General features: G+C 63.8%; 15 protein-coding genes and 1 tRNA gene. 4 read left to right on the forward strand and 12 right to left on the reverse strand.

What is annotated here, in order from left to right; genetic code table 11:
* Together Q8O14_13515 and Q8O14_13520 are read right to left on the reverse strand one after the other, a co-directional pair.
* A partial coding sequence (locus Q8O14_13515; protein MDP2361744.1) for a hypothetical protein occupies positions 1-312 on the reverse strand: 312 nt, incomplete at its 3' end.
* A gap of 75 nt (positions 313-387) precedes the next feature.
* Complete coding sequence (locus Q8O14_13520; GenBank protein ID MDP2361745.1) at positions 388-2,679, reverse strand: DUF5906 domain-containing protein; 2,292 nt, start codon at positions 2,677-2,679, stop codon at positions 388-390.
* A gap of 797 nt (positions 2,680-3,476) precedes the next feature.
* Between Q8O14_13520 and Q8O14_13525 the strand changes: the two genes are divergently transcribed.
* The gene (locus Q8O14_13525; GenBank protein MDP2361746.1) at positions 3,477-4,682 is read left to right on the forward strand and encodes a T9SS type A sorting domain-containing protein; all 1,206 of its coding nucleotides are present in this window, start codon (positions 3,477-3,479) and stop codon (positions 4,680-4,682) included.
* 396 nt (positions 4,683-5,078) lie between these two features.
* Here the strand turns inward: Q8O14_13525 and Q8O14_13530 are convergent, their stop codons facing one another.
* The 5 genes from Q8O14_13530 to Q8O14_13550 form a co-directional block, all read right to left on the reverse strand.
* On the reverse strand, positions 5,079-5,789 hold the full coding sequence (locus Q8O14_13530; protein ID MDP2361747.1) for a hypothetical protein: 711 nt from the start codon (positions 5,787-5,789) through the stop codon (positions 5,079-5,081).
* Positions 5,786-6,676, reverse strand: coding sequence for a PD-(D/E)XK nuclease family protein (locus Q8O14_13535; protein ID MDP2361748.1), 891 nt, complete (start codon positions 6,674-6,676; stop codon positions 5,786-5,788). Before Q8O14_13535 ends, Q8O14_13530 begins: the two co-directional genes overlap by 4 nt.
* Positions 6,677-6,678: 2 nt before the next feature.
* Positions 6,679-7,452: a DUF932 domain-containing protein gene (locus tag Q8O14_13540; GenBank protein MDP2361749.1), complete on the reverse strand. Its 774-nt coding sequence runs from the start codon at positions 7,450-7,452 to the stop codon at positions 6,679-6,681.
* An 81-nt stretch (positions 7,453-7,533) separates the two neighbouring features.
* The gene (locus Q8O14_13545; protein ID MDP2361750.1) at positions 7,534-8,670 is read right to left on the reverse strand and encodes a tyrosine-type recombinase/integrase; all 1,137 of its coding nucleotides are present in this window, start codon (positions 8,668-8,670) and stop codon (positions 7,534-7,536) included.
* Positions 8,671-8,773: 103 nt separating this feature from the next.
* A tRNA-Ser gene (locus Q8O14_13550) sits at positions 8,774-8,858 on the reverse strand.
* A 130-nt stretch (positions 8,859-8,988) separates the two neighbouring features.
* Here Q8O14_13550 and Q8O14_13555 point away from each other — a divergent pair.
* On the forward strand, positions 8,989-10,296 hold the full coding sequence (locus Q8O14_13555) for a CHAD domain-containing protein (protein ID MDP2361751.1): 1,308 nt from the start codon (positions 8,989-8,991) through the stop codon (positions 10,294-10,296).
* A 4-nt stretch (positions 10,297-10,300) separates the two neighbouring features.
* Here the strand turns inward: Q8O14_13555 and lpdA are convergent, their stop codons facing one another.
* The 4 genes from lpdA to Q8O14_13575 form a co-directional block, all read right to left on the reverse strand.
* Positions 10,301-11,725, reverse strand: coding sequence for a dihydrolipoyl dehydrogenase (gene lpdA, locus Q8O14_13560; GenBank protein MDP2361752.1), 1,425 nt, complete (start codon positions 11,723-11,725; stop codon positions 10,301-10,303).
* A 123-nt stretch (positions 11,726-11,848) separates the two neighbouring features.
* Positions 11,849-13,204 carry a 2-oxo acid dehydrogenase subunit E2 gene (locus Q8O14_13565; protein MDP2361753.1) on the reverse strand — a complete coding sequence of 452 codons (1,356 nt, stop codon included), beginning with the start codon at positions 13,202-13,204 and terminating at the stop codon, positions 11,849-11,851.
* Positions 13,205-13,215: 11 nt separating this feature from the next.
* A complete protein-coding gene (gene aceE / locus Q8O14_13570) occupies positions 13,216-15,933 on the reverse strand; it encodes a pyruvate dehydrogenase (acetyl-transferring), homodimeric type (GenBank protein ID MDP2361754.1) in 2,718 nt (905 codons plus the stop codon).
* 250 nt (positions 15,934-16,183) lie between these two features.
* Positions 16,184-16,774: a YceI family protein gene (locus Q8O14_13575; protein MDP2361755.1), complete on the reverse strand. Its 591-nt coding sequence runs from the start codon at positions 16,772-16,774 to the stop codon at positions 16,184-16,186.
* Positions 16,775-16,978: 204 nt separating this feature from the next.
* On the opposite strand from Q8O14_13575, the gene carA reads away from it, so the two are divergent.
* Complete coding sequence (carA, locus tag Q8O14_13580) at positions 16,979-18,100, forward strand: glutamine-hydrolyzing carbamoyl-phosphate synthase small subunit (GenBank protein ID MDP2361756.1); 1,122 nt, start codon at positions 16,979-16,981, stop codon at positions 18,098-18,100.
* Positions 18,084-21,341 carry a carbamoyl-phosphate synthase large subunit gene (gene carB / locus Q8O14_13585; protein MDP2361757.1) on the forward strand — a complete coding sequence of 1,086 codons (3,258 nt, stop codon included), beginning with the start codon at positions 18,084-18,086 and terminating at the stop codon, positions 21,339-21,341. Before carA ends, carB begins: the two co-directional genes overlap by 17 nt.
* Here carB and Q8O14_13590 read toward each other — a convergent pair.
* Positions 21,329-22,090, reverse strand: coding sequence for an SDR family oxidoreductase (locus tag Q8O14_13590; protein MDP2361758.1), 762 nt, complete (start codon positions 22,088-22,090; stop codon positions 21,329-21,331). The two genes, carB and Q8O14_13590, sit on opposite strands and share 13 nt — an antisense overlap.
* Positions 22,091-22,135 lie beyond the last annotated feature (45 nt).

Consider the following 22,135-nt stretch of genomic DNA (forward strand, 5'->3'; position numbering starts at 1 on the left):
CTTTGCCTTGTTCCAATACCGGTTCAACCGCCGCATGAATCTGGTCTGCCTCATCACCGGCACTCTGCGCCTGGCAGCAAGATCGGCACAGCGACCCCTGAGGACCCTACGACTGGCTGATTCTCCTGCGTAATCGGGAATTTGTTTAGTTGAAAGAAAAATATAAATCAATTTCAAAATGAATAAGTTTTGGTTTTTTACTGTCATTCCGTCACCAACCCCTCTATCTCTATAGTTATCAAAAAGATCCACCACTTTGAAAACTGTCACCAGACCGTCACCAGTGACGGTTTTTCCGTCACCTTTTTGCATCTGGCGGGGATTTTAGGGTACAAGAAGGGGAAGGCGAAGCCTTCCCCCCACACCAAACATCACATTGGTGACGATTTATCTGTCATCGGTGACGGTTTGGAAGCGTAAAACTGCCACCAGATCCTGGGCCTCCTGGGCCGTCAACATCAGTTGATACCCCAAACGCTTGCCTTTGTCGCGGACTTCTTCCAATCCCAACTTCCCCTTCTGTTGCAGGTAGGCGATGACCTGGTTGCTGGTGGATGACAAGCCCATCTGCTTCACCATCGTCCGCAAGGTGGACGGTTGCACGTGGACTTCCTGGCCCTTGGTGCGATAGCTGATGGACCCTACAGTGCATAGATCCCCGAAGCGTGGATCCGCCTTGATGTAGTGGCCTTCCTTCAAACATTCCCAAAGGTCCAAGGCTTCCCGTTCCACCACTGTCTGGGACAGGTTATACAATCGTCGTTCTTCATCCGTCACCGGCACGCGGATCCCGTAGCGATACTTGCCATAATCGGGATCTTGTTGTAATGCTGTGAAGACCGCCTGTAGTTCTGTCCGCACGTAGTGGCCCAGGCGTTCCTTGACCAAGTCGGGAAAGTTTCGCGTCCTGGTGGGCAGGGGCTTCAGTTCCATCACAAAAAACTGATTATTGGTTTCGTCCAGTTGCAATTCGTCGGCTTCCATTTCCATCGGCTTCAGGTTGTTTGTGGTCAGAATCACGGACAGGTTGCGATCCACCTGATGCTTCAATCCATACTTGTTGTTCACGACCAGTTTGTTGTTCCCACCGATCTGCTTCACGGCCTGATACAACTTCTTGCCGTCCGTCGATTGTTCGTCGATATACCAAAGCTTGCCCTTGAACGCTTCGGTGAAGTGTTCGTAGTCCGTGTCCCGGCTGTGCAAGGGTTCGTAGATACTACACACAGCCTCGGCGAAAACGTTCTTGCCCGTCCCACGTTCCTTGGAATACAGGATCAGCACGGGCAGGGGGATGTAGTTCGTGTAGCAATACATCGCCAGCCACTGCTTGATGAAGGTCGTGTGGGGACCGAACAACTGGACCAGCCAGGCATCGATGAAGGCGTTGTCTTCCTTGCCGGCACGCAGTGCTGGATTGCGACCGATCAACACATCCCCCTTCCACAGGTAGTCCGGGGTGTCGATGTCTGGGTTACCTTCCTGATTGAAGCGAAGTTGACTGATGGTGTGGGCTTCCCTGGCCAGTTCACCCAGCAGGGGTTCCCGGATCTGCGGTAGTTCATCGATGGCCCGTGGGCACACCTTGCCGATGGACACACTGTAGGGTTCGACATCCTGTTGGATGGTCACCCGTGCCAGCTTGTCTTCCAAGTAGAAGTAGTCGGCGTATTGGATACGCAGGCGATCCCGCACAAACAACCACGTGTCGTTTTTGGTGATGTTGTAGACGCCCTGCAAGGACGTTCCCCCGCTGGAGTTGGCCTTGCAGGAACTGCAGAAGACGATCGGCAAGCCTTGGGGGTTTAACTGGAATGTGGCGTTGGCCTTCCCAGGATTTCCGCGGTGCGGATCCTTCCCGCAACAGGGGCACAGGAAACGTTCAGCGTCTTCAGGATGTAATGAACCCAATGACGCAACCCGTCCATCTTCAAACTCCACCAGCGTCGCCTTGGGCAAGTAGACGGGTTTGGTTGTTTTTCCAAGCTTGTTGTTGTTCACCTTCACCGTGGCAAGGTCGCGGACTATCCGCTTGGCCTGGGTTTCCAGCAATGCTTGGTGGGCCAGGTTCAGCAGGTCATCCACCTTCAAAGGTTGGCCTTCCTGGAACACCGTGGGAAAGTCCAGCCTTCCAGGTAGAATGCATCTGGCACGGTCCCCAATGTTGTCGGAACCGGCAAAGTGGGTGTCTTGCAGGTAGTTATAGATCAGGTCGAACTGCTGGGGATCGGTGACCTCCCGGTCCAACAGGAAGAAGGCGTGGAACTTGTGTTTGTTGGTGTTGGGATCGTGCCCCCGCGAATGGTGTAGATAGTAGGTAGGCTTCCGATCCTTCCAGAAGGCACCTTCCCGAAGACGTAGCCGTAGACCATCCACGGTGGTGACTTCTTGACCTTCCTTGTTGTCGAAGTCGAAGGCCAGGATCTGGCAGGAAAGCCAGTTTGCTTTGTCGCGGATCCCGTCCTTGTAGATATGGGGACTGATCAGGCAAGGACCGCAGGTGTGCTGGTCCAGGGATGCCTGGGTCCACAGTAGGTCGATCGTTTGGAATGGGTCTTTGCCTTTGCTGTGGTGCTTGACCACGTCTGATTTCGTTTGTTTGTCTAATTTGTGCGGGGTATTCTTCAGAATATTATCATAAACACTTGACAATTTCGATTTTAATTCGTATAATTTCATATGGTAATCCTAACAATTTCATATAGATTTCTTTCAAGTAAGTAGTTTGGGGTATTAGCCTACCCCGATCCCAGATCGCAATGTCACTAATAGGTAAAATATTCATCGTGCTATTCCATCCGTCCCCCCTTTCCCTGCACGTGGTCAACCAGCAAGTTGACTTGTTGCCAGTTCAGGCCAAGTTTTCGTCCAATGGCACGCTTGGATGCCCCAAGCAACACGGCCATCTGGACGTGTGTTAGAAGAAGCTGATCGTTCAGCAAGGTTCTTGTGGGACGATGTGGATAAATGACGGTTTCTGATAACATAAAATATTTCCTTGATTGTGGCTTGATGCCATTTTATCAAATTATAATAACAAATTGTCATATTGTCAATAGCGGAAAATATAAAATGCAAAATATTATAATAAAACATCGAAAGCCCCATCTGCGTTCAATGGGGTTTCATCACCATAACCCCGAAACACCCACCAACGACGCATCACGGCACGCCCCCAGTTCCCAAGACAAGCCCTTCCGCGATCTGGCGGAATACGATCGGGCCTGCGAGCAATTCTATCGGGACCACGCCTTCAGCACCAGTCGGGATTGATCTGGGTCTGCCCCACCTCGGCGAATTGGGTAACTTTCGATGTCCCCAAGTGTCGGAAGTAGCACAGGCTGGGCACTTCCTCTCCTATTCCACATAACTTATCTACCTAATCCATATGCCTTTCCATCTTTGGCGTAATTTTTGCATTCTATAGGAACGTCGCGTCCAGCTTATTCAAATGATCAACACAACAGGGGGTCCAAATGAGAACCGTGGCAAAACTCTGTTTTTACACAACAACAATGTTATTTTTGACTGTTTGCTGTTCTTTCGCTCAATCGCAAGCTGGAAGTGTAGTGATTTGGGGTTCCAATACTTATGGACAATTAAATGTGCCTCATCCAAACAGAGATTTTATATCTATCAGCACAAGTGGTGCACACGTAATTGGCTTAAAATCAGATAACACTATTGTTGCTTGGGGCGAAAATTCGTGGGGTCGTGCTACTGCTCCCGCTGATAATGCAGACTTCGTAGCAATTTCTGCTGGGCATTGTCATAATTTGGCATTAAAATCTGATGGTAGTATTGTTGCGTGGGGATATAATGCATATGGGCAATGTAATGTCCCTGATCCTAATTCAGATTTTATTGCAGTAGCTGGCGGTGGTTATCATTCACTTGCTTTGAAGAGTGATGGATCAATTGTAGCATTTGGGCAAAATTATAGTGGATGCAATGATGTCCCAAATCCAAATTCAGGATTTGAGAAAATCTCGGCAGGATGGGCACATAGTGTGGGAAAGAAATTAGATGGTACAATAGTTGTTTGGGGTGACAACACATATGGTGAAAATAATATCCCAGATCCAAATAACTACATTTCAATGGCAGGTGGTGGAGGTCATTATTTAGCTTTACGTAATGATGGATCTATTGAGGCTTGGGGAAATAATGATTGTCTGCAGAGCATTGTCCCATCCCCAAACCAAAATTTCGTTGCATTAGATGCAGAGGGCCGTGGATCGATAGCATTAAAGCACGATGGGACAGTAATTTATTGGGGTTGTTATGAGGCACACCCAGATATGCCAACAGGTGTACCAGCCGAAGCCAATGGAGCTTTTCTTGTTACAACTGGACTGGAATGCAGTGCGGTTTTAGTGCCATTCCAAGGAGGTACTGTAGAGGCTAATTATACTCCTTCAACTATTGACCTGAAACCCGCCTATCCCAATCCCTTCAACCCTTCCACATCCATCGACTTCACCCTGGAGCAGACGGACAAGGTCAAGTTGATCATTCACAACATCAACGGTCAGCAGGTTGCTGTCTTGCAGGATGGATTGATGGAAAGGGGCTCCCACACCGTGGACTTCACTGCGTCTGGATTGGCCAGTGGTGTGTATACATACACGCTGGAGGTGGGTAGTTTCAAGCAAACCAAGTCGTTCACCTTGGTGAAATAGGTGTGATATACAAGAAAATCACCTATAATGAGTTCGTCTTAAGGGCGAAGCTGTATTTGTTCCAAAGATCTGGAATGTTGTTAGGTAAAGGAAGATTAGAAGATTGGGATGATGAGTACGATTTGATGGTGCAGAAATTGTTCGGTTCGACCAAGATTAACTTCGACTGGTTCTTGGATGTGTTTGAAGATATCTTAAGGATTAGGGATGAAGGCATACCTGAAAAACTTTTGATAAAAGTTCTACAAGAACGCAATGACAAATTTCGCCAACTAATGATAGATATTATTAAGGGAGATGCATAAATAAGGGGGCCAATCGGCCCCCTTCCCTTATCGCCTCCCCCTTGTCAGGATCCACACCAGCACATCCAGAACCGTCGACCAGAAATCGTTCTTATGCTTCACCATTGGTCGCATCCCCCGGATCTTGGTAGTCGTCCTTGACCACCGTGGCCAACGCATCCTGCCAGGTCTCCCGCACGGCTTTGATCTGGGCCAGTTCTTCCTGGGTGATCAGGCGATCCACACTCATCAAGACCTCTGCGTAGCGATAGGGCGGGCGTTGGATGTCCTTCAACTCGAACCGCGTCCTCACAGCCAAGTAGGGCACCTTGCTTCTGGCGAGCCGTTGCACGTAGCGGTGCCACTGCTTGATACTGGTGGGTGACAGAGGAAAGACCCACAGGGCAGGCTCCCCGTCTTCACCAGGGGCCAGCACCAGCAAGCGAACCTTGGGCTTGCACTTGCTACCAAAGCCGTTCAAAGGGCATTGGTCGCAGGCAGAGGCTTGTGGGACATCTACCGTGGGCTGGCCATTGACGGATGCACACACGGGCAGGGTGGAGCCTTCTTCGAAGACTGCACGGATGTGCTGGTGGGCGACGACAATCCCCGACAGGCTGTTGCCTTCCAATGGAACAAGCAGATCGTCGTCATCGATGGTCGGCCCAAGATCCAAGAACAACCTGTGTTGGCCACTGGGGCTGTGTTCGACGCGAACCCTGGGCAAGGGCATATGCACACCCTCGGTCATTCGATCCAGTTCGGCCTGCAGATCAAGGTCCAGTGCAGGCAGGTTTTCGGTGATGGTGGCTGGCGTATTCATATGGCTTCCTTCAGTTGTGTCACGAGTGCTTCCAGGCGGGCGTGTGATACACGGGCGTCGGATGCGGATCCTCGGCAGGTGTCTGCGAAGGGGCAAGTGCCACACTTCAACGGATCAGGTGACCTGGGGAAACATCCTGACTTGATCATCTTGGCCACGGCAGAAACATCGTCCTTCAAGGCCCGCAATTGCTCCAGGGATCGTGTGGTGCTGATGCGGGGATCGCCCCTCTCTTCCCCAGCAGACTTCCCATTAGTCGCCCGCTTGTAAGGGATGTGGTGACGCAGGAAGTAGACAGTCAGGCGATCAGGCAGGAGATGGGGTTGTTGCAGGCTCCCGTCCACCAGGAGCGTTCCAAACCGCAGGGCATAGGCGTAGATGGATAGCTGGTAGTCGATCGCCACAAAGGCGTCTGGTGGCGTTGTACGCCCTGTCTTGAAGTCCACCAATTCGATGGATCCATCCTGGTTCTCACGCACCTGGTCAATGGTGCCCGTCAGGGTCTGCCTGCCCATCTTCACCGTGAACTTGGCCTCGGCCATCAGCACCCGGCACGACCGATTGTAGTCCTTGGATCGATAACCCTCCAGCATCGCCACAGCGTCTGCCAGGAAGGCTTCCCGTTCTTCGACATCATCCTTCCAACGCACAGGCAGGTTGTTGTTCTGGCCGTGTGACACCTCGTGATCGAAGGCCTCCGCGTAGGCTTCGCGGACATCCATCTCCCACTCCCCCGCGTGCAGACGCCGGATCAGCTGATGGATCACGGTGCCGTGAATGGCGGAGGGATGCCGGAAGGTCTGGGTGCTTGGGTCGGTGGTCTTCAGCAAGTGTTGGTAGGGACAGCGTAGGTAGGAGTAGATGGTGGATTGTCGCAGGGGTTCCATCGTCACCCCCTCGCCCGGTCAAGAAAGTACTGCGTGACCCTGCGGTTCGTGTGCTCCGCACCAAAGGTCTCCTGCCTCGTCAGCACGTGGGTGAAGGCGTTGTAAAGATCCCACGCCCGGTTGCCCTCCAGTTCTTGGAAGACATCGGCAACCAGTGGGCGTGGGGTTTCCAGCTCGTGGAAGACACGCTGGATGCCTTGGATGGACAACTTCTGGCGGGTCATCGCCTGGAACTTCGGGGCCAGCAGGTGGACGTTGGTTGCCAGGGCCATCAGGCGTTCGACGGCCTGTTCCACTTCCTCATCGAAGATGTCGCCGTGGCTGTGGTTGTGCTTGAAGCGGAAGCCCCCCAACAGTTGATCAACAACCATCCCGTTGGAACAGATCAGACGCTGGAGATTGAAGGACAAGCCGAACCGCGTGGAGCCGTCGTAGGAGTTGGTGGCATCCAAGGTCAAAGCAACGATGTCCTCCGGTTGCACGTCGAAGGACTGCTGGGGAAGGATCCAGCGTTGGCGAAATCGCCTGCCGTCGAAAAGAACCTTGTCGGGAATGGCCTGCAGGGATCCAGCTTGTATCACACGCTCGGCGGTTTCGACGACCTCCCGGTTTTCCACCAGGTTGTAGTCTTCAGTGACAATCCCCGCTTCTTGGGCTTCCCCAGTTGGATCCAGCACAATGGCGTAGCGACTGGATTGCAGGCCTTGGGGCGTCAGCAGGGGATGCTTGGCAATGGGGGTGAAGGGATCCGTCACAGTCAGGGTTCGTGGTCGCATAGGAATGTCCTTTCCGGTTGAACAAGGGATGTGATCATCACCTGTTCTTATGCCAGAAAGGCGGAGGAAATCACGCTGTGGTCAGGGGTCGATTAAGCCTGTCAGGCGATCCACGACCTGCTTCAGGTGATATGGGGCGAGGTGGGCATACTTCTTCGTCATCTCGATGGACGCGTGCCCCAGCAACTTGCTGACGTTTTCGATGCCCACCCCATCCATCACCAAGTGGGACGCAAACGTGTGACGCCATCTATGCACATCACCGACCAAGCCCACTTTCTTCAGCGTCCGTTGCAAGGCCTGATAGATGCGATCCTCGTCCACCATCGCACCCTTGGGGCCACTGAACACATATGGATGCTTCGCAGACTTGGGCTGTCGTTGTAGAATGTCGATCGCTCGTTGGTTCAAGGGCACATTGCGGATCTGCTTGGTCTTGGGTCGCCAATCTGCTTTTGCACAAATGCTGATGCTGGGAGGATTTGTGTCCAGGTGGACATCGTCCCAGGTCAGGTGGATCAGTTCACCCTTGCGAAGGCCAGTGTGGTAGAGAAACTCGAACAGATCCCGCCAACCCGCTTCCGCTCTGCCTAAAATGCTCTTGACTTCGTCCTTCGTCCAGTATGGCTGGGTCTTGTCCTTGGGTCCCTTAAACGCCTTCAGCCGTACGGCTGGACTGGAAGGCAACCACCCTTCGGTTACCGCCTCATTGAACAAGGCTTTGGTGAACTGGATCTGACCGTTCAAGGTCTTGGGCTGTTGGGGCGATGTTCCACGCTGGATCGTGCGGGTTGACTTATTCTTGGCCGTGGCCTTTCCCGGTTCCTTCCGCAAGGCCGTGATGCATTCGTCCAGGTGTGCCTTGGTGATCTGGTCGATGGTTTTCACTGTGGGCAGGTGGGTGACAAAAAAATCCACAAGGTGCCTGGCGTAGATCCTATAGCGTCGGATCGTGGCAATTGATACGTGACCATCCAAGCCTTGCAGGAAAGCGTCCACCAGGGCCTTGAGGGACATCGCCGGGGGCTTGGGCTTCAGACCCGCCTGTTGGTTCTGCAGGTCGTTGAAAATCTTTGAAACCTGCTTTTCCGCCAGGTCCTTTCGCGGGCCAAGTGTCAAGCGTTTTCGTTTCCCATCGACGGTGAAGTCGGCGAAGTAAGTCCATTTTCCGCTGGGGAGCTGGCGTTTTCGCAGGGCGGGGACTTTGGTCAGTGGCATCGGCGTGTGCCCGTTTCTGTCAGGATCCTGGGCACATAATAGGCACACGTGCTGAAAAACAAAAGCGGATCGTCCTGAAGTTCAAGATGATCCGCTAATCTAACGGAGAGGGTGGGATTCGAACCCACGGTAGGTTTCCCTACACACGCTTTCCAAGCGTGCACCATCGGCCACTCGGTCACCCCTCCAACAATACAGACCCGGGCTCCTTTGGGCAGCCAAAAGTTTAGGGAACCGTCAGGGCTGATGCAATGGAAGCGGCCGCCCGGCGGGGCCAATCCTGTTGTCTGGTTGGGGCTGGGGTGATATGCTTGGTCCATGAAGGAAACTGCTGTAGCCCGCCCGGCGGCGGAGTTGCCGGCGGATTGGTTGCGTTGGCGCCACGCCCTGCTGGGCCGGGCCGATCCCCGCTCCATCCACGAGTTCCGCCGCTGCAGCCAACGCCTGCTGGCCACCCTCGACCTGATGGCGGCGGACGGGGAGCTGATCCGGCTTGTCCGGCGCGCCGCCCGGCGGGCGGCCCCCCTGCGCGACGCCCATGTGCTGCATCTGCTGGCCGCGGAGCTGCTCTCCGGCTGGCCCTCCCTGCCGGATTTCCAGCGATGGCTGCGCCCGGGCCGGAAGAAGGCGGCCGCCCTGACCGCCGCCCTGCGCCTGATCCCTCCCTGGCAGGTGGCGGACGGGCTGGATCCATCCCACCTCCTGTCGCCCGGCGCGGCGGCCCGATTGGAGCAATGGCGTGATCATTTGGCGCTCGGTTTGTCCACCGGCCTGCCCATGGAGATGGAGGCCCTGCACCAGCTGCGGCTTGCCCTCAAGCGCTGGCGCCATGCCCGCGACCGGCTCGCTGCCGCGGGCGCAGTCGTCACGCCGGCCCCGGACAGCGCGACCCGCCTCCAGAGCCTGCTGGGCGCCCTCCACGACGGCGATGTGCTGCAATCACGCCTGGATGCCTTCCTCGCCCGCCAGGGTGGCCCGGCACCCGACCTGAGGCCCATGACCAAGCGGCGGCAAAACTTGCTGGCGGAGGCCCGCGCCACCGCCGTCATCCTGGCGCGGGAACTGGCTGAGCCTGTCGTCGGCCCACCCGTGTCAGTGGAGAAGGAGGTTTTTATCGTGGAGTGGATCCTGCTGCGTCACGGTCCTGCCGGCAAGGCGGCGGCGGACCCGGGCGCCGATGACCGGGAGCGGCCCCTCACCCGCCCGGGCCTTCAGGTGGTGCGCCAAGTGTGCCGGAAAGCCGTGCGCCAGGGCTGGAGGGCGCCCCTCGTCCTCACCAGCCCCCTGGCCCGCGCCCTGCAGACGGCGGAAGCGGCGGTGGAGGCGCTGGGACCGGGCACGCGCCTGGAGCTGCTGGCGGAGCTGGAACCGGACGGGGGTCTGCCGGAGCTGGTGGCCGCCCTGGCCGGCATTTCGCGCCGGGAAAAGGCGGAGCGCCTGTGGCTGGTGGGGCACGAGCCCCAGCTCAGCCGCCTCGCCTCGCTCCTCATCTCGGGCACGGTCCACGCCGGCATCGAGCTGCGCAAGGGCGGACTCATCCGGCTGGCGGCGGAGGACCTGCAAGCCCGGAAGTGCGCGCGTCTCCTGGCCCACTGGGAGCCCCGCGGGCGGTCGCGCCGCGTCTGAGGTCTTATCGCCGGCGCGGCGTGTGGAAGTGGGTGGCGTGACCGTAGAAGACCTCGGCCGCCTCCATCACCGTCTCGGCGCAGGTGGGGTGCGGATGGATGCTGCGCGCCACGTCGGAGGCCAGCGCCGCCATCTCCACGGCCAGCACCCCCTCGGCGATCATCTCCCCCGCCCCCTTGCCGGCGATGCCCATGCCCAGGACGCGCTCCGTCTCCGGATCGATCAGCAGCTTGGTCAGGCCGTCGGTGCGGTCCATGGTGAGGGCGCGGCCACTGGCCTGCCAGGGGAAGCGGGCCACCGCCACCTTCCGTCCCTGCGCTTTCGCCTCCGTCTCCGTCAGCCCGCACCAGGCCAGCTCCGGATCGGTGTAGACCACGCTGGGCATGGCGGCCGGGTCATAGCCGGCGCCCTTCTGCCCCGCCATGTCCTCCACCGCGACGCGGGCCTCGGCGCTGGCCTTGTGGGCCAGCATGGGCTGGCCGGCCAGATCGCCGATGGCCCAGACGGCGGGATCGGCCGTGCGCCGGCGGGCGTCCACCTGGACGAAGCCGCCCGTGTCCAGTTCCACCCCCGTGTGCTCCAGGCCCAGGTCCTCGCTGTTGGGACGCCGGCCCACCGAGACGAGCAGCTGGTCGAAGCGCTCCTCGCTGGCCTGGCCCGCGGCATCCTCCAGCGTCACCTTGAGGCCGTTGCGGTTCTCCGTCACCTGGGTGACCCGTGTCCCCGTGCGCACGGCGGCGAAGCGCGGCAGCAGCCTCTTCTCCAGGACGCGCACCAGGTCGCGGTCGGCGCCAGGCAGGATCCCGGGCAGCATCTCCACCACCGAGACCTGGCTGCCCAGGCTGGCATAGACGCTGCCCAGCTCCAGCCCGATGATGCCGCCGCCCACCACCAGCAGGCGGCGCGGCACCCGGGGCAGCTCGAGGGCGCCCGTCGAGTCCCAGACCCGGGGCGAGACCGGCAGGAAGGGGAGGACCACCGGCCGCGATCCGGTGGCGAGCAGAAGGCGCTCGAAGCCCAGCTCCGTCTCGCCGCCCTCCTCCAGGCTGACGCGGACACGACCCGGCGCCACCACGCGGCCGCGGCCGCGCAGCTGCGTCACTCTGCGCTTGGCCCGCAGGTCGCCCAGGCCCTCGGTCAGGCCCGCCACCACCTCGTCCTTCCAGGCGCGCAGACGGTCCAGGTCCAGGCGCGGCTCGCTGAAGGTGAGTCCCCAGCGCTGCGCCTCGCGGGCTTCGTTGAGCAGGGCCGCCACGTGAAGCAGGGCCTTGGAGGGGATGCAGCCGACATAGAGGCAGACGCCGCCCGGATTGGCCTCGGGCGCCACCAGGGTCACCTCGAAGCCCAGGTCCGCCGCGTAGAAGGCGGCGGCGTAGCCGCCCGGGCCGGCGCCCAGGATCAGCAAAGGGGTGCGGGTGGTCTCGCTCATCTCAGGATCCCTTCACGCATGGTTGACGACCGTGCTGGGCGACCCGACGGGTCCGGGTCGATTGGAATGGCCCGCCACCTTCCCCCTCCTGCCTCTTCCATCCACGCCGACAGGTCTCTTCGTCTACATCACCAGCAGGATGGGGGACTCCAGCGCCTGGCAGATCCAACGCGTGAAGCGCGCCCCGTCCGCTCCGTCGATGATGCGGTGGTCGTAGGAGAAGGAGAGGGGGAGCATCAGGCGCGGCTCGAAGCATCCCTTCGCCTCATTCCAGACCGGTTCGCGCCGGGCCCGCGACACGCCCAGGATGGCCGCCTCGGGGTGGTTGACGATGGGCGTGAAGGCCGTGCCGCCGATGCCGCCCAGGTTGGTCAGCGTGATGCAGGCCCCCTGCAGCTCCTCGGGGCCGGTCTTGCGCTCGCGGGCGCGGGCGGACAGCTCTCCCAGCTCGCGGGCCAGCTCGAGCACGCCCTTGCCGTCGGCGTCCCGGATGACGGGCACGAGCAGGCCGCGCTCGGTGTCCACCGCCACCCCCACGTGGCAATAGTGCTTGCGGATGAGCCGCTCGCGGCCCAGGTCCAGGCTCGTATTGACTTGGGGAAAGGCCCGGAGCGCCTGGGCCAGCACGCGGATGAGCAGGGCCGTCATGGTGAGGCGCGGGGCGCCGGGGTCCTGCTTGTCCAGCGCCTTCTGCTGGCGCAGGCGGAAGGCCTCCAACTCCGTCACGTCGGCCTTGTCGAACTGGGTCACCCGCGGCGTCAGCAGCCAGGCCGAGGCCAGATGGCGGGCCGTCACGCGGCGCACGCCGGTCAGCGGCGCCTCCTCCACCTCGCCCCAGCGGCTGAAGTCGGGCAGCTCCACCTCCAGGATCCCGGCGGCGGCCGGGTGCCGCGAGCCGGCGGCCGATCCCACCTGCGCTTCGAGCAGGGCCTTGACGTGGGCCTTGACATCCTCGCGCGAGATGCGGCCGCCGGGGCCGCTGCCCGCCACCCGGCGGATCTCCACGCCCAGCTCGCGGGCCAGGCGGCGCACGGTGGGGGAGGCGGGCACGGGCGTGCCGGGATCCGGCTCCCTGGGGGCTTCCACGGAGGGGAGGGGGGGAGTCGATCCCGATAGCGATCCCGATCCCGATAGCGATCCCGATTCGATTTCACGTTCTGGGTTCGACTCCGCGGCGGCAGCGGATGGCGGCGCCGGAAGGGTTTCTGGTTGAGGCACGGTGGGCGCGACGGAGGCGGGGCTCTCCTCCTCCAGGCGCAGGATGGCCGCCCCCACTTCCAGGCGCTCACCTGGCTTGGCCAGCACGTCCGTCACACGGCCCGCCTTGCCGGCGGGCACCTCGATCACGGCCTTGTCCGTCTCCAGCTCCAGGACCGGCGTGTCGGCGCGGACCAGGTCGCCGGCCTTGACGAGGACGGCCGTGAGATCGCCCCCCGTGATGTTCTCGCCCAGGTCGGGCAGGGTGATGATGATCGCCATGGCTCCTCCGCTCAGGCGGTGAGGGGGTTGGGTTTGTCCGGGCGGATGCCCAGATCCCGGCGGGCGGCGGCCAACTCGGCCGGCTTGAACCGTCCGGCCCGGGCCAGTTCGCAGAGGGCCGTGTAGGCGATGTGGCGGGCGTCGACCTCGAAGAAGTCGCGCAGGGCGGCCCGCCCCTCGCTGCGGCCAAAACCCTCGGTGCCCAGCACGGCCATGGGCGCCGGCACCCAGCGGGCCACGCTGTCGGGCAGGGCGCGCAGGTAGTCGCTGGCCGCCACCACCGGGTCGCCGGAATCACCCAGCGCCTCCGTCAGGTAGGGCACGCGGGGCGGGTCGTCGGGATTGAGGCGGTTCCAGCGCTCGCAGTCCATGGCGTCCTGGCGTAGGGCTTTCCAGGAGGTGGCGCTCCACACCTCGGCGGCCACGCCAAAGCTCTCGCGCAGCAGGGCCTGCGCCTGGCGGGCCTCCCCCAGGATGGCGCCGCTGGCCAGCAGGCGCACTCGCGGCGCCTTGGCCCTCAACTTGCGCGGCACCGCCGAACCGCCGGCCTGGGCGGCGGCCGCGGCCTCGCGCCAAGCCTCCTCCGCCGTGCGGAAGCGGTAGAGGCCGCGCAGGATCCCCTCCCGGCAGCCCTCCGGCATGGGGGGCATCTCGATGTTCTCGTTCATCACCGTGATGTAGTGGAAGCCGTCCTCCGGCTCCTCGACGGTGCGGCGGATGCCGTCCTGGATGATGACGGCCAGCTCATAGGCGTAGGCCGGATCGTAGCAGCGCAGGTTGGGAATGGCCAGGGCCAGCACGTGGCTCTGCCCGTCCTGGTGTTGCAGGCCCTCCCCGGCCAGGGTGGTGCGCCCGCTGGTGCCGCCCACCATGAAGCCCCGGCAGCGCATGTCCCCCGCCAGCCAGGCCTGATCGCCGATGCGCTGGAAGCCGAACATGCTGTAGTAGATGTAGAAGGGGATGGTGGGCACGCCGTGGGTGGCGTAGGCCGTGCCGGCGGCGATGAAGCTGGCCATGGAGCCGGCCTCGGTGATCCCCTCCTCGAGGATCTGCCCGTCGCGCGCCTCGCGGTAGTAGAGCAGGCTGCCGGCGTCCACCGGCTCGTAGAGCTGGCCGACGTGGGAATAGATGCCGCTCTGGCGGAAGAGGGACTCCATGCCGAAGGTGCGGGCCTCGTCGGGCACGATGGGCACGATCAGGCGCCCCACGTCGGGGTCGCGCAGCAGCTTGGACAGAATGCGCACGAAGGCCATGGTCGTGCTCACCTCGCGGCCGGGCGTGCCCTCGAGGAATTCCTGGAAGACCTCGTCCCCCGGCGCCTTGAGGCGCGGCGCCCGCGGCAGGCGGCGGGGCACGGGGCCGCCCAGCTCCTGGCGGCGGCGCTTGAGGTACTGGATCTCCGGGCTGTCGGCGGGCGGACAGTAGAAGGGCGCGTCCTTGAGCTGGTCGTCGGGGATGGGAATGCCGAAGCGGGCGCGGAATTCCCGCAGCTCGTCCTCGTTCAGCTTCTTCTGCGAGTGGGTGATGTTCTTGCCCTCGCCCGCCTCGCCCAGGCCATAGCCTTTCACCGTCTGCGCCAGGATGACGGTGGGTTGCCCCTGGTGGGTGACGGCGGCCTGGTAGGCGGCGAAAACCTTCTCCGGGTCGTGCCCGCCGCGCTTCATGCGCCGCACCTGGTCGTCCGAGAGGTGTTCCACCAGCCTGAGCAGGCGGGGATCGGCCCCGAAGAAGTGGTTGCGGATGTAGGCGCCGTCCTCCGTCGAGTACTTCTGGGACTCGCCGTCCACCACCTCCTCCATGCGCCGCTGGAGGAGCTGGATCTCGTCGCGGGCGAGGAGGGGATCCCACTCGGCGCCCCAGATCACCTTGACCACATTCCAGCCGGCTCCACGGAAGGCCGCCTCCAGCTCCTGGATGATCTTGCCGTTGCCCCGCACCGGGCCGTCCAGACGCTGCAGGTTGCAGTTGATGACGAAGATGAGGTTGTCCAGCTGCTCCCGCGCCGCCAGGGTGATGGCGCCCAGGGCCTCCGGTTCGTCCGTCTCGCCGTCGCCCAGGAAGGCCCACACCTTGCGCCCGCTCACCGGCTTGAGGCCGCGGTCTTCCAGATAACGGTTGAAGCGGGCCTGGTAGATGGCGTTGATGGGACCCAGGCCCATGGAGACGGTGGGGAACTCCCAGAAATCGGGCATGAGCCAGGGATGGGGATAGGACGAGAGGCCGCCCCCCGGCCGCAGCTCATGGCGGAAATTGCGCAACTGCGTTTCGCTCAGGCGCCCCTCGAGAAAGGCGCGGGCGTAGATGCCGGGCGAGGCGTGGCCCTGGAAGAAGATCTGGTCCGCCGCGCCGTCCAGGTCGGCGCCGTGGAAGAAGTGGTTGAAGCCCACCTCGTAGAGTGTGGCGGCCGAGGCGTAGGTGGAGATGTGCCCGCCGATGCCGCTCTCCTCGCGGTTGGCGCGCACCACCATGGCCATGGCGTTCCAGCGGATGATGCTCTTGATGCGCCGCTCCAGTTCGCGGTTGCCCGGGTAGGGCGGCTGGGCCTCGGGCGGAATGGTGTTGACGTAGGGGGTGCGGGCGCTGAAGGGCAGGGCCACGCCCCGTCGCCGCGCGTGGGTCTGGAGGCCTTCCAGCAACTCCACCACGCGGGCCGCCCCCCCCTCCGCCAGCACGGCGTCCAGGGACTCCCGCCACTCTTGGTCTTCCATTTCACGGATGCGCTCGTCCATGCCCGCCTCGCTCGCTTGGATTCCGGCCGGACCCCCGGTCCTGGCCGCCTCAAGGTAGGGAAAGAATCGGCTCCGGGCAGTGGCGCCATTAATTTGCCGCTAATCTGAACGAATTCACCATTCCGCCCAGTGCCCACGTGATACTTTGATGGAATTCTGATCAATATTGCTGAAAACATGATGCTCGCCCGCAGGAAAAAGCAAGGGCCTCCCAGGGGAGGCCCAACGCATGTCGGTGGGGGTTGGGCATTTACTGCTTGACCGCCTCCAGGTGGATCTCGATGGTGACGTCATTGCCCACCACCAGGCCTCCCCCGTCCATCATGTTGCTCCAGCTCAGGCCATAATCCTGGCGGTTGATGGTGAGGCCGGTCTCGATGCCGATGCGCGTGCCGCCCCAGGGATCCTTGATGGGACCGCTCAGGGTGAAGGGCAGGTCGATTGACTTGGTGACGCCGTGCATGGTGTAGTCGCCGGTGGCCACCCACTGCTCGCCCTTCTTGGCGATCTTCCTGCTGGTGAAGGTGATGGTCGGGTACGTGTCCGTCTCGAAGAAGTCGGCGCTGCGCAGGTGCTCGTCACGCTTCTCGTTGGTCGTGCTGATGGAGGCGGCCTGGATGACGGCGCTGACGGAGGACTTGGCCAGGTCGGCGGCGTCCAGCTTGATGTCAACCTGGAAGTCCTCGAAGGAGCCGCGAACCTTGCTGATCATCATGTGGGACACGGTGAAGTTGACATCGCTGTGACTGCCGTCCAGCGTGTAGGAGTCGGCGGCGGGGGCGACGCCGACCAGGACGGCGATCAGGGCGAGGGCGGACAGGGCCTTCAAAATGCGCTTCATGGCGGTCTCCTTGTCTGTGGTTGATTGATCCAACGAATCAAGTTTGCACAAACGAACTTGGACTGGCAAGGTTCCTTGACCCCATCAAGTATTTATCTCCAAACAAGTCGCCACCAACTGGTGGACAACTGGAATCCAGGGTAGGAAGTGCTGGGTGGGCGTGGTAGGTTGCCGTCCCGAGGGCCATTCAACCCAAGGGACACCATGTCAACTGAATCCTCGTGCGCCGCCCGCCTTCTGTTGGAGAACGGGCGGCTTTTTCTGGGCCGCGCCGCCTCCCCGGGCGCCCCCGCGGTGGGGGAGCTGTGCTTCCACACCGGCATGACCGGATGGCAGGAGATGCTGAGCGACCCCTCCTACACGGGCCAGCTCCTTGTCCTCACCATGCCCCATGTGGGCAACACGGGCGTGTTGCCCGAGGATCTGGAGAGCGATGGGGTGCGCGCCGCCGGCCTGCTCTGCCGGAACCTTTGCCCCCAGCCTTCCGGGGCGCGGGGAGGTGAAGCCCTCTCCCCCTGGCTCAGGGAGCAGGGCGTGCCCGCGGCCGACAGCATCGACACCCGCACCCTGGTCCAGGTGGTGCGGGACGAGGGGGCGATGAACGCAGTCCTCGCCACGGGGCAGGAACCCTTGGCCGAGCTGCGCGAGCGCCTCGCCGCCGCGCCGGCCATGGCCGGCCTGGACCTGACCGGGGCCGCCGGCTGCCGGCGGGCCTGGGAGCTGCCGGCCGAGCAACCCTCCTTCCGCGTGGCCGTGCTGGACTGCGGGGTCAAGCACAGCATCCTGCGCGAGCTGTCAACCCGGGGCTGCGACCTGGGCATCTTCCCCCCGGCCAGCAGCGCCGCCGACCTGATGGCCTGGCGGCCGCACGGCGTCTTCGTCTCCAACGGCCCGGGCGACCCCGCCGCCGCGGCCGGACCCCTGGCCTGCCTGCGCGGCCTGCCCCCCGCGCTGCCGCTCTTCGGCATCTGCCTGGGCCACCAGCTGATGGCGCTGGCGGCCGGGGCCCGCACCCTGAAACTGCCCTTCGGACATCGCGGCGCCAACCACCCGGTGCAGCGCCTGGCCGACGGCGGGGTGTGGATCACCAGCCAGAACCACGGCTTCGCGGTTGCGCCGGACGGCTTGCCGCCAGAGGTGGAGATCACCCACCTCAGCCTCAACGACGGCACCGTGGAAGGCCTGCGCCGGCGCGACCGTCCCGCCTTCTCCGTGCAGTTCCACCCCGAGGCCTCGCCCGGCCCGCGCGAGGGGCGCGCCCTCTTCGACAAGTTCATCACGCTGCTCGAACGGCACAAAGGGGGAAGCCATGCCGGCGCGTACTGACATCCGGTCGATCCTGGTGCTGGGCGCCGGACCCATCGTCATCGGCCAGGCCTGCGAGTTCGACTACAGCGGCAGCCAGGCCTGCCGCGCCCTGCGCGAGGACGGCTACCGCGTCGTCCTCGTCAACAGCAACCCGGCCACCATCATGACCGAGCCGGAGCGGGCCGACGCCACCTACCTGGAGCCGGTGACACCGGCCGGCGTCGAGGCGGTCATCGCCCGCGAGCGACCCGACGCCCTCTTGCCCACGGTGGGCGGACAGACCGCCCTCGACTGCGCCATGGCCCTGCACCAGAGCGGCGCCCTGGCGCGCTGGGGCGTGGAGTTGATCGGCGCCACGGCGGAGGCCATCGCCCGGGCCGAGGATCGCGAGCTCTTCCGCGCCACGATGGAGGCGGCCGGCCTGCCCTGCGCCCGCGGGGGCTTCGCCCGCACCGAGGCGGACGGGGAGCGCCTGGCGGCGGAGATCGGCTATCCCCTCATCCTGCGGCCCTCCTACACCCTGGGCGGCGGCGGCGGCGCCGTCGTCTACAACGGCGAGGAGCTGGCGGAGACCCTCCCCCGCGCCCTGGCGGCCAGCCCCATCAGCCAGGTGCTGGTCGAGGAGTCCCTCCTGGGCTGGAAGGAATACGAGCTGGAGGTGGTGCGGGACCGCGCCGACAACGCCATCGTCGTCTGCTCCATCGAGAACATCGACCCCATGGGCGTGCACACGGGCGACAGCGTCACCGTGGCCCCGGCGATGACCCTCTCCGACCGCGAACTCCAGCGCATGCGCGACGCAGCCCTGGCCTGCCTGCGCGCCGTGGGCGTGGACACGGGCGGGAGCAACGTGCAGTTCGCGCTGGATCCGGCCAGCGGCCGCCAGGTCGTGATCGAGATGAACCCGCGGGTCAGCCGCTCCAGCGCCCTTGCCTCCAAGGCGACGGGCTTCCCCATCGCCAAGGTGGCGGCGCGCCTGGCGGTGGGCTGGACCCTGGACGAGCTGCCCAACGACATCACCGGCACGACCCTGGCCGCTTTCGAACCCGCCCTCGACTACGTGGTGGTGAAGGCGCCGCGCTTCAACTTCGACAAGTTCCCGGCCGCGCCGGGGGTGCTGGGCGTGCAGATGCAGTCGGTGGGCGAGGCGATGGCGATCGGCCGCTCCTTCCGCGAGGCGCTGCAGAAGGCACTTCGCAGCCTCGAGGAAGGACTGGACGGCCTGGAGCCGCGCCCGGCCCGCGGCCGGCCCCTGGACCTGGAGCGCCTGCGCTTCGCCACCCCCTTCCGCCTGCTCAAGCTGCGCGAGGCCTTCCGCGCCGGCATGGAGCTGGACGAGGCCCACCGCCTGACAGCGATCGACCCCTGGTTCCTGCGGGAGATCCTGGCCCTGGCCCGCCGCTCGCAGGAACTGGCCGGCCGCTCCCTGGCCGGCCTGGACGCGGCGGAATGGCTGGAGTTGAAGCGCGATGGATTCTCCGACGGCCAGATCGGCCGCCTGTGCGGATCCGGCGAGGACGAGGACGCCGCCCGGCTTCGGCGAGAGGAGCTGGGCATCCTCCCCTGCTGGCGGGCGGTGGACACCTGCGCCGGCGAGTTCCAGGCCCCCACGCCCTTCGTCTACGGCAGCTGGGGCGAGGAGGACGACGGGGCACCGCTGCGCCACTCGGCCGGCGCATCGCCCGTCATCGTCCTGGGCAGCGGTCCCAACCGCATCGGCCAAGGGATCGAGTTCGACGCCTGCTGCGTGCAAGCCGTGCAGGGCCTGCGGGCGGCAGGCATCCCGGTGGTGATGATCAACGCCAACCCCGAGACCGTCTCCACCGACCCGGACCTGGCCGACCGCCTCTACTTCGAGCCGCTCACCTTCGAGCATGTCCTCCACATCGCGCGGCGGGAGCAGGCGCGGGGCGTGCTGGTGCAGTTCGGCGGACAGACGCCGCTGCGCATCGCGGCGCGCCTGGAGGAGGCGGGCATCCCCGTGCTGGGCACCTCTCCCGCCGCCATCGCCCTGGCCGAGGATCGCGAGCGCTTCGGCGCCGTGCTGGCGGAGTTGGGCATCCGGGCGCCGGCCTGGGGCATCGCCCGCAGCGTGGCGGAGGCGAGGGTGGCGGCCGGGCGGGTGGGCTACCCCGTGCTGGTGCGGCCCAGCTGGGTGCTGGGCGGGCGCGGCATGCGCATCGTCTACGACGAGGCGGCGCTGGTCCGCTATGCGCTGGAGGCGCTTGAGCAGGAGAGCGGGCCGCTCCTGGTGGACGCCTTCCTCGAGGACGCCTTCGAATTCGACGTGGACGCCCTCTGCGATGGCCGCGAGCTGAGGATCGCGGGCATCCTGCAGCATGTGGAGGAGGCAGGCGTCCACAGCGGCGACTCGGCCTGTGTGCTGCCGCCCTACCGGCTGGCCCCCCCCGTGCGGGAGCGGATCGAGCGGTGGACGCGCGCCCTGGCCCTGCGCCTGGGGACGGTGGGCCTGATCAACGTGCAGTTCGCGCTCAGAGAGGACCGCCTCCATGTGCTGGAGGTCAACCCGCGCGCCAGCCGCACGGTGCCTTTCATCTCCAAGGTGCGCGGCATTCCCCTGGCCGCGGTGGCGGCGCGGCTCTGCCTGGGCGGCCGCCTGGCCGACGAGGCGATCGACTGGGAGCGCGCGCCCGGCCTGGTCGCCGTCAAGCAGCCGGTCTTCGCCTGGAACCGCTTTCCGCGCCAGGACATCTTCCTCTCCCCCGAGATGCGCTCGACGGGGGAGGTGATCGGCCTGGACCGCCACCTGGGCGGCGCCTGGGCCAAGGCCGCCGAGGCGGCCGGCCAGCCGCTGCCCCTGGCGGGAACCGTGCTCTTCTCCGTCAACGAGCACGACAAGGGGCGGGCCATCGAGCTGGCGCGCGACTTCGCCGAGTTGGGCTTCCACCTGCTGGCCACCGCGGGCACGGCGCAGGCCTTCAGGGAGAACGGCCTGGAGGCGGTGAGCGTGTTCAAGGTGGGCGAAGGCCGCCCCGACCTCACCGACGAGATGAAGAACGGCGGCGTGCAACTGGTGGTGAACACGCCGCTGGGGCGGCGCTCACGCTACGATGAGGAGGAAATCGGCCGCACCGCCGTGCGGCTGCGCCTGCCGCTCATCACCACCCTGTCGGGCGCCGCGGCGGCCCTGCGCGGCATCCGGGTGGGGCGCCAAGGGCGGCCGCAACCGCTCTGCCTGCAGGAGTTGCACACCCCGGTGTCAGGCATCATGCCTGACACCGGCGCTCACCGCAGATAGCTGGCGCCGTTGAGGTCGATGGTGCCGCCCGTCAGCCAGTCGGCGCGCCCGGAGACGACAAAACACACGGTCTGCGCGATCTCCTCGGCGCGGGCCACCCTGCCATGCGGGCTCTGGGCGCGGGTGGCGACACCGCGCTCCCCCTGCAGGGCCTCGCGCGCCATCTCCGTCTCCACGAAGCCGGGGGCCAGGTTCATCACATAGATGCCGTCCGGGGCCAGGGCCTGGGCCATGTACTGCCCCAGTCCATGCAGGCCGGCCTTGCTGGCGCCGTAGGCGGGGGCGGTGGGCTCGCCGCGGAAGGCGCCGCGGCTGCCGATGTTGACGATGTGGCCGCCGCCCGCCTCCGCCAGGAAAGGCCGCGCCGCGTGGATGAGCAAGGCGGGGGCCAGCAGGTTGACGGCCAGGATCTCCTTCCAGCGGGCCGCCCAGGTGGCGGCGTCCACTTCACGCACGGGATGGTCGCGGAAGATGCCGGCGTTGTTGACCAGGATGTCCAGCCCGCCCAGGGCCGCCGCCGCCCGCCCCGCCAGGCGGGCGGCCTCCTCCTCCACCGCGAGATCCGCCTGCAGCAGGGCATGGCCCGTCCCCGGGAGCGCGGCCAGCACCGCCTCCGCCTGTTCCCGGCTGGCGCCGTAGTGCAGGGCCACCCGCGCCCCGTCGGCGGCCAGCGCCAGGGCGATCTCCCGTCCGATGCCGCGCGACGCTCCCGTCACCAGGGCGCGCCGACCGGCCAGGGCTTGTCTCATCGCTCGTCCTCCTCTGCCAGGATCCGCTCCACCAACACCACGTCC

It is taken from the genome of bacterium (assembly GCA_030685015.1).
Lineage (GTDB): Bacteria > CAIWAD01 > CAIWAD01 > CAIWAD01 > CAIWAD01 > CAIWAD01.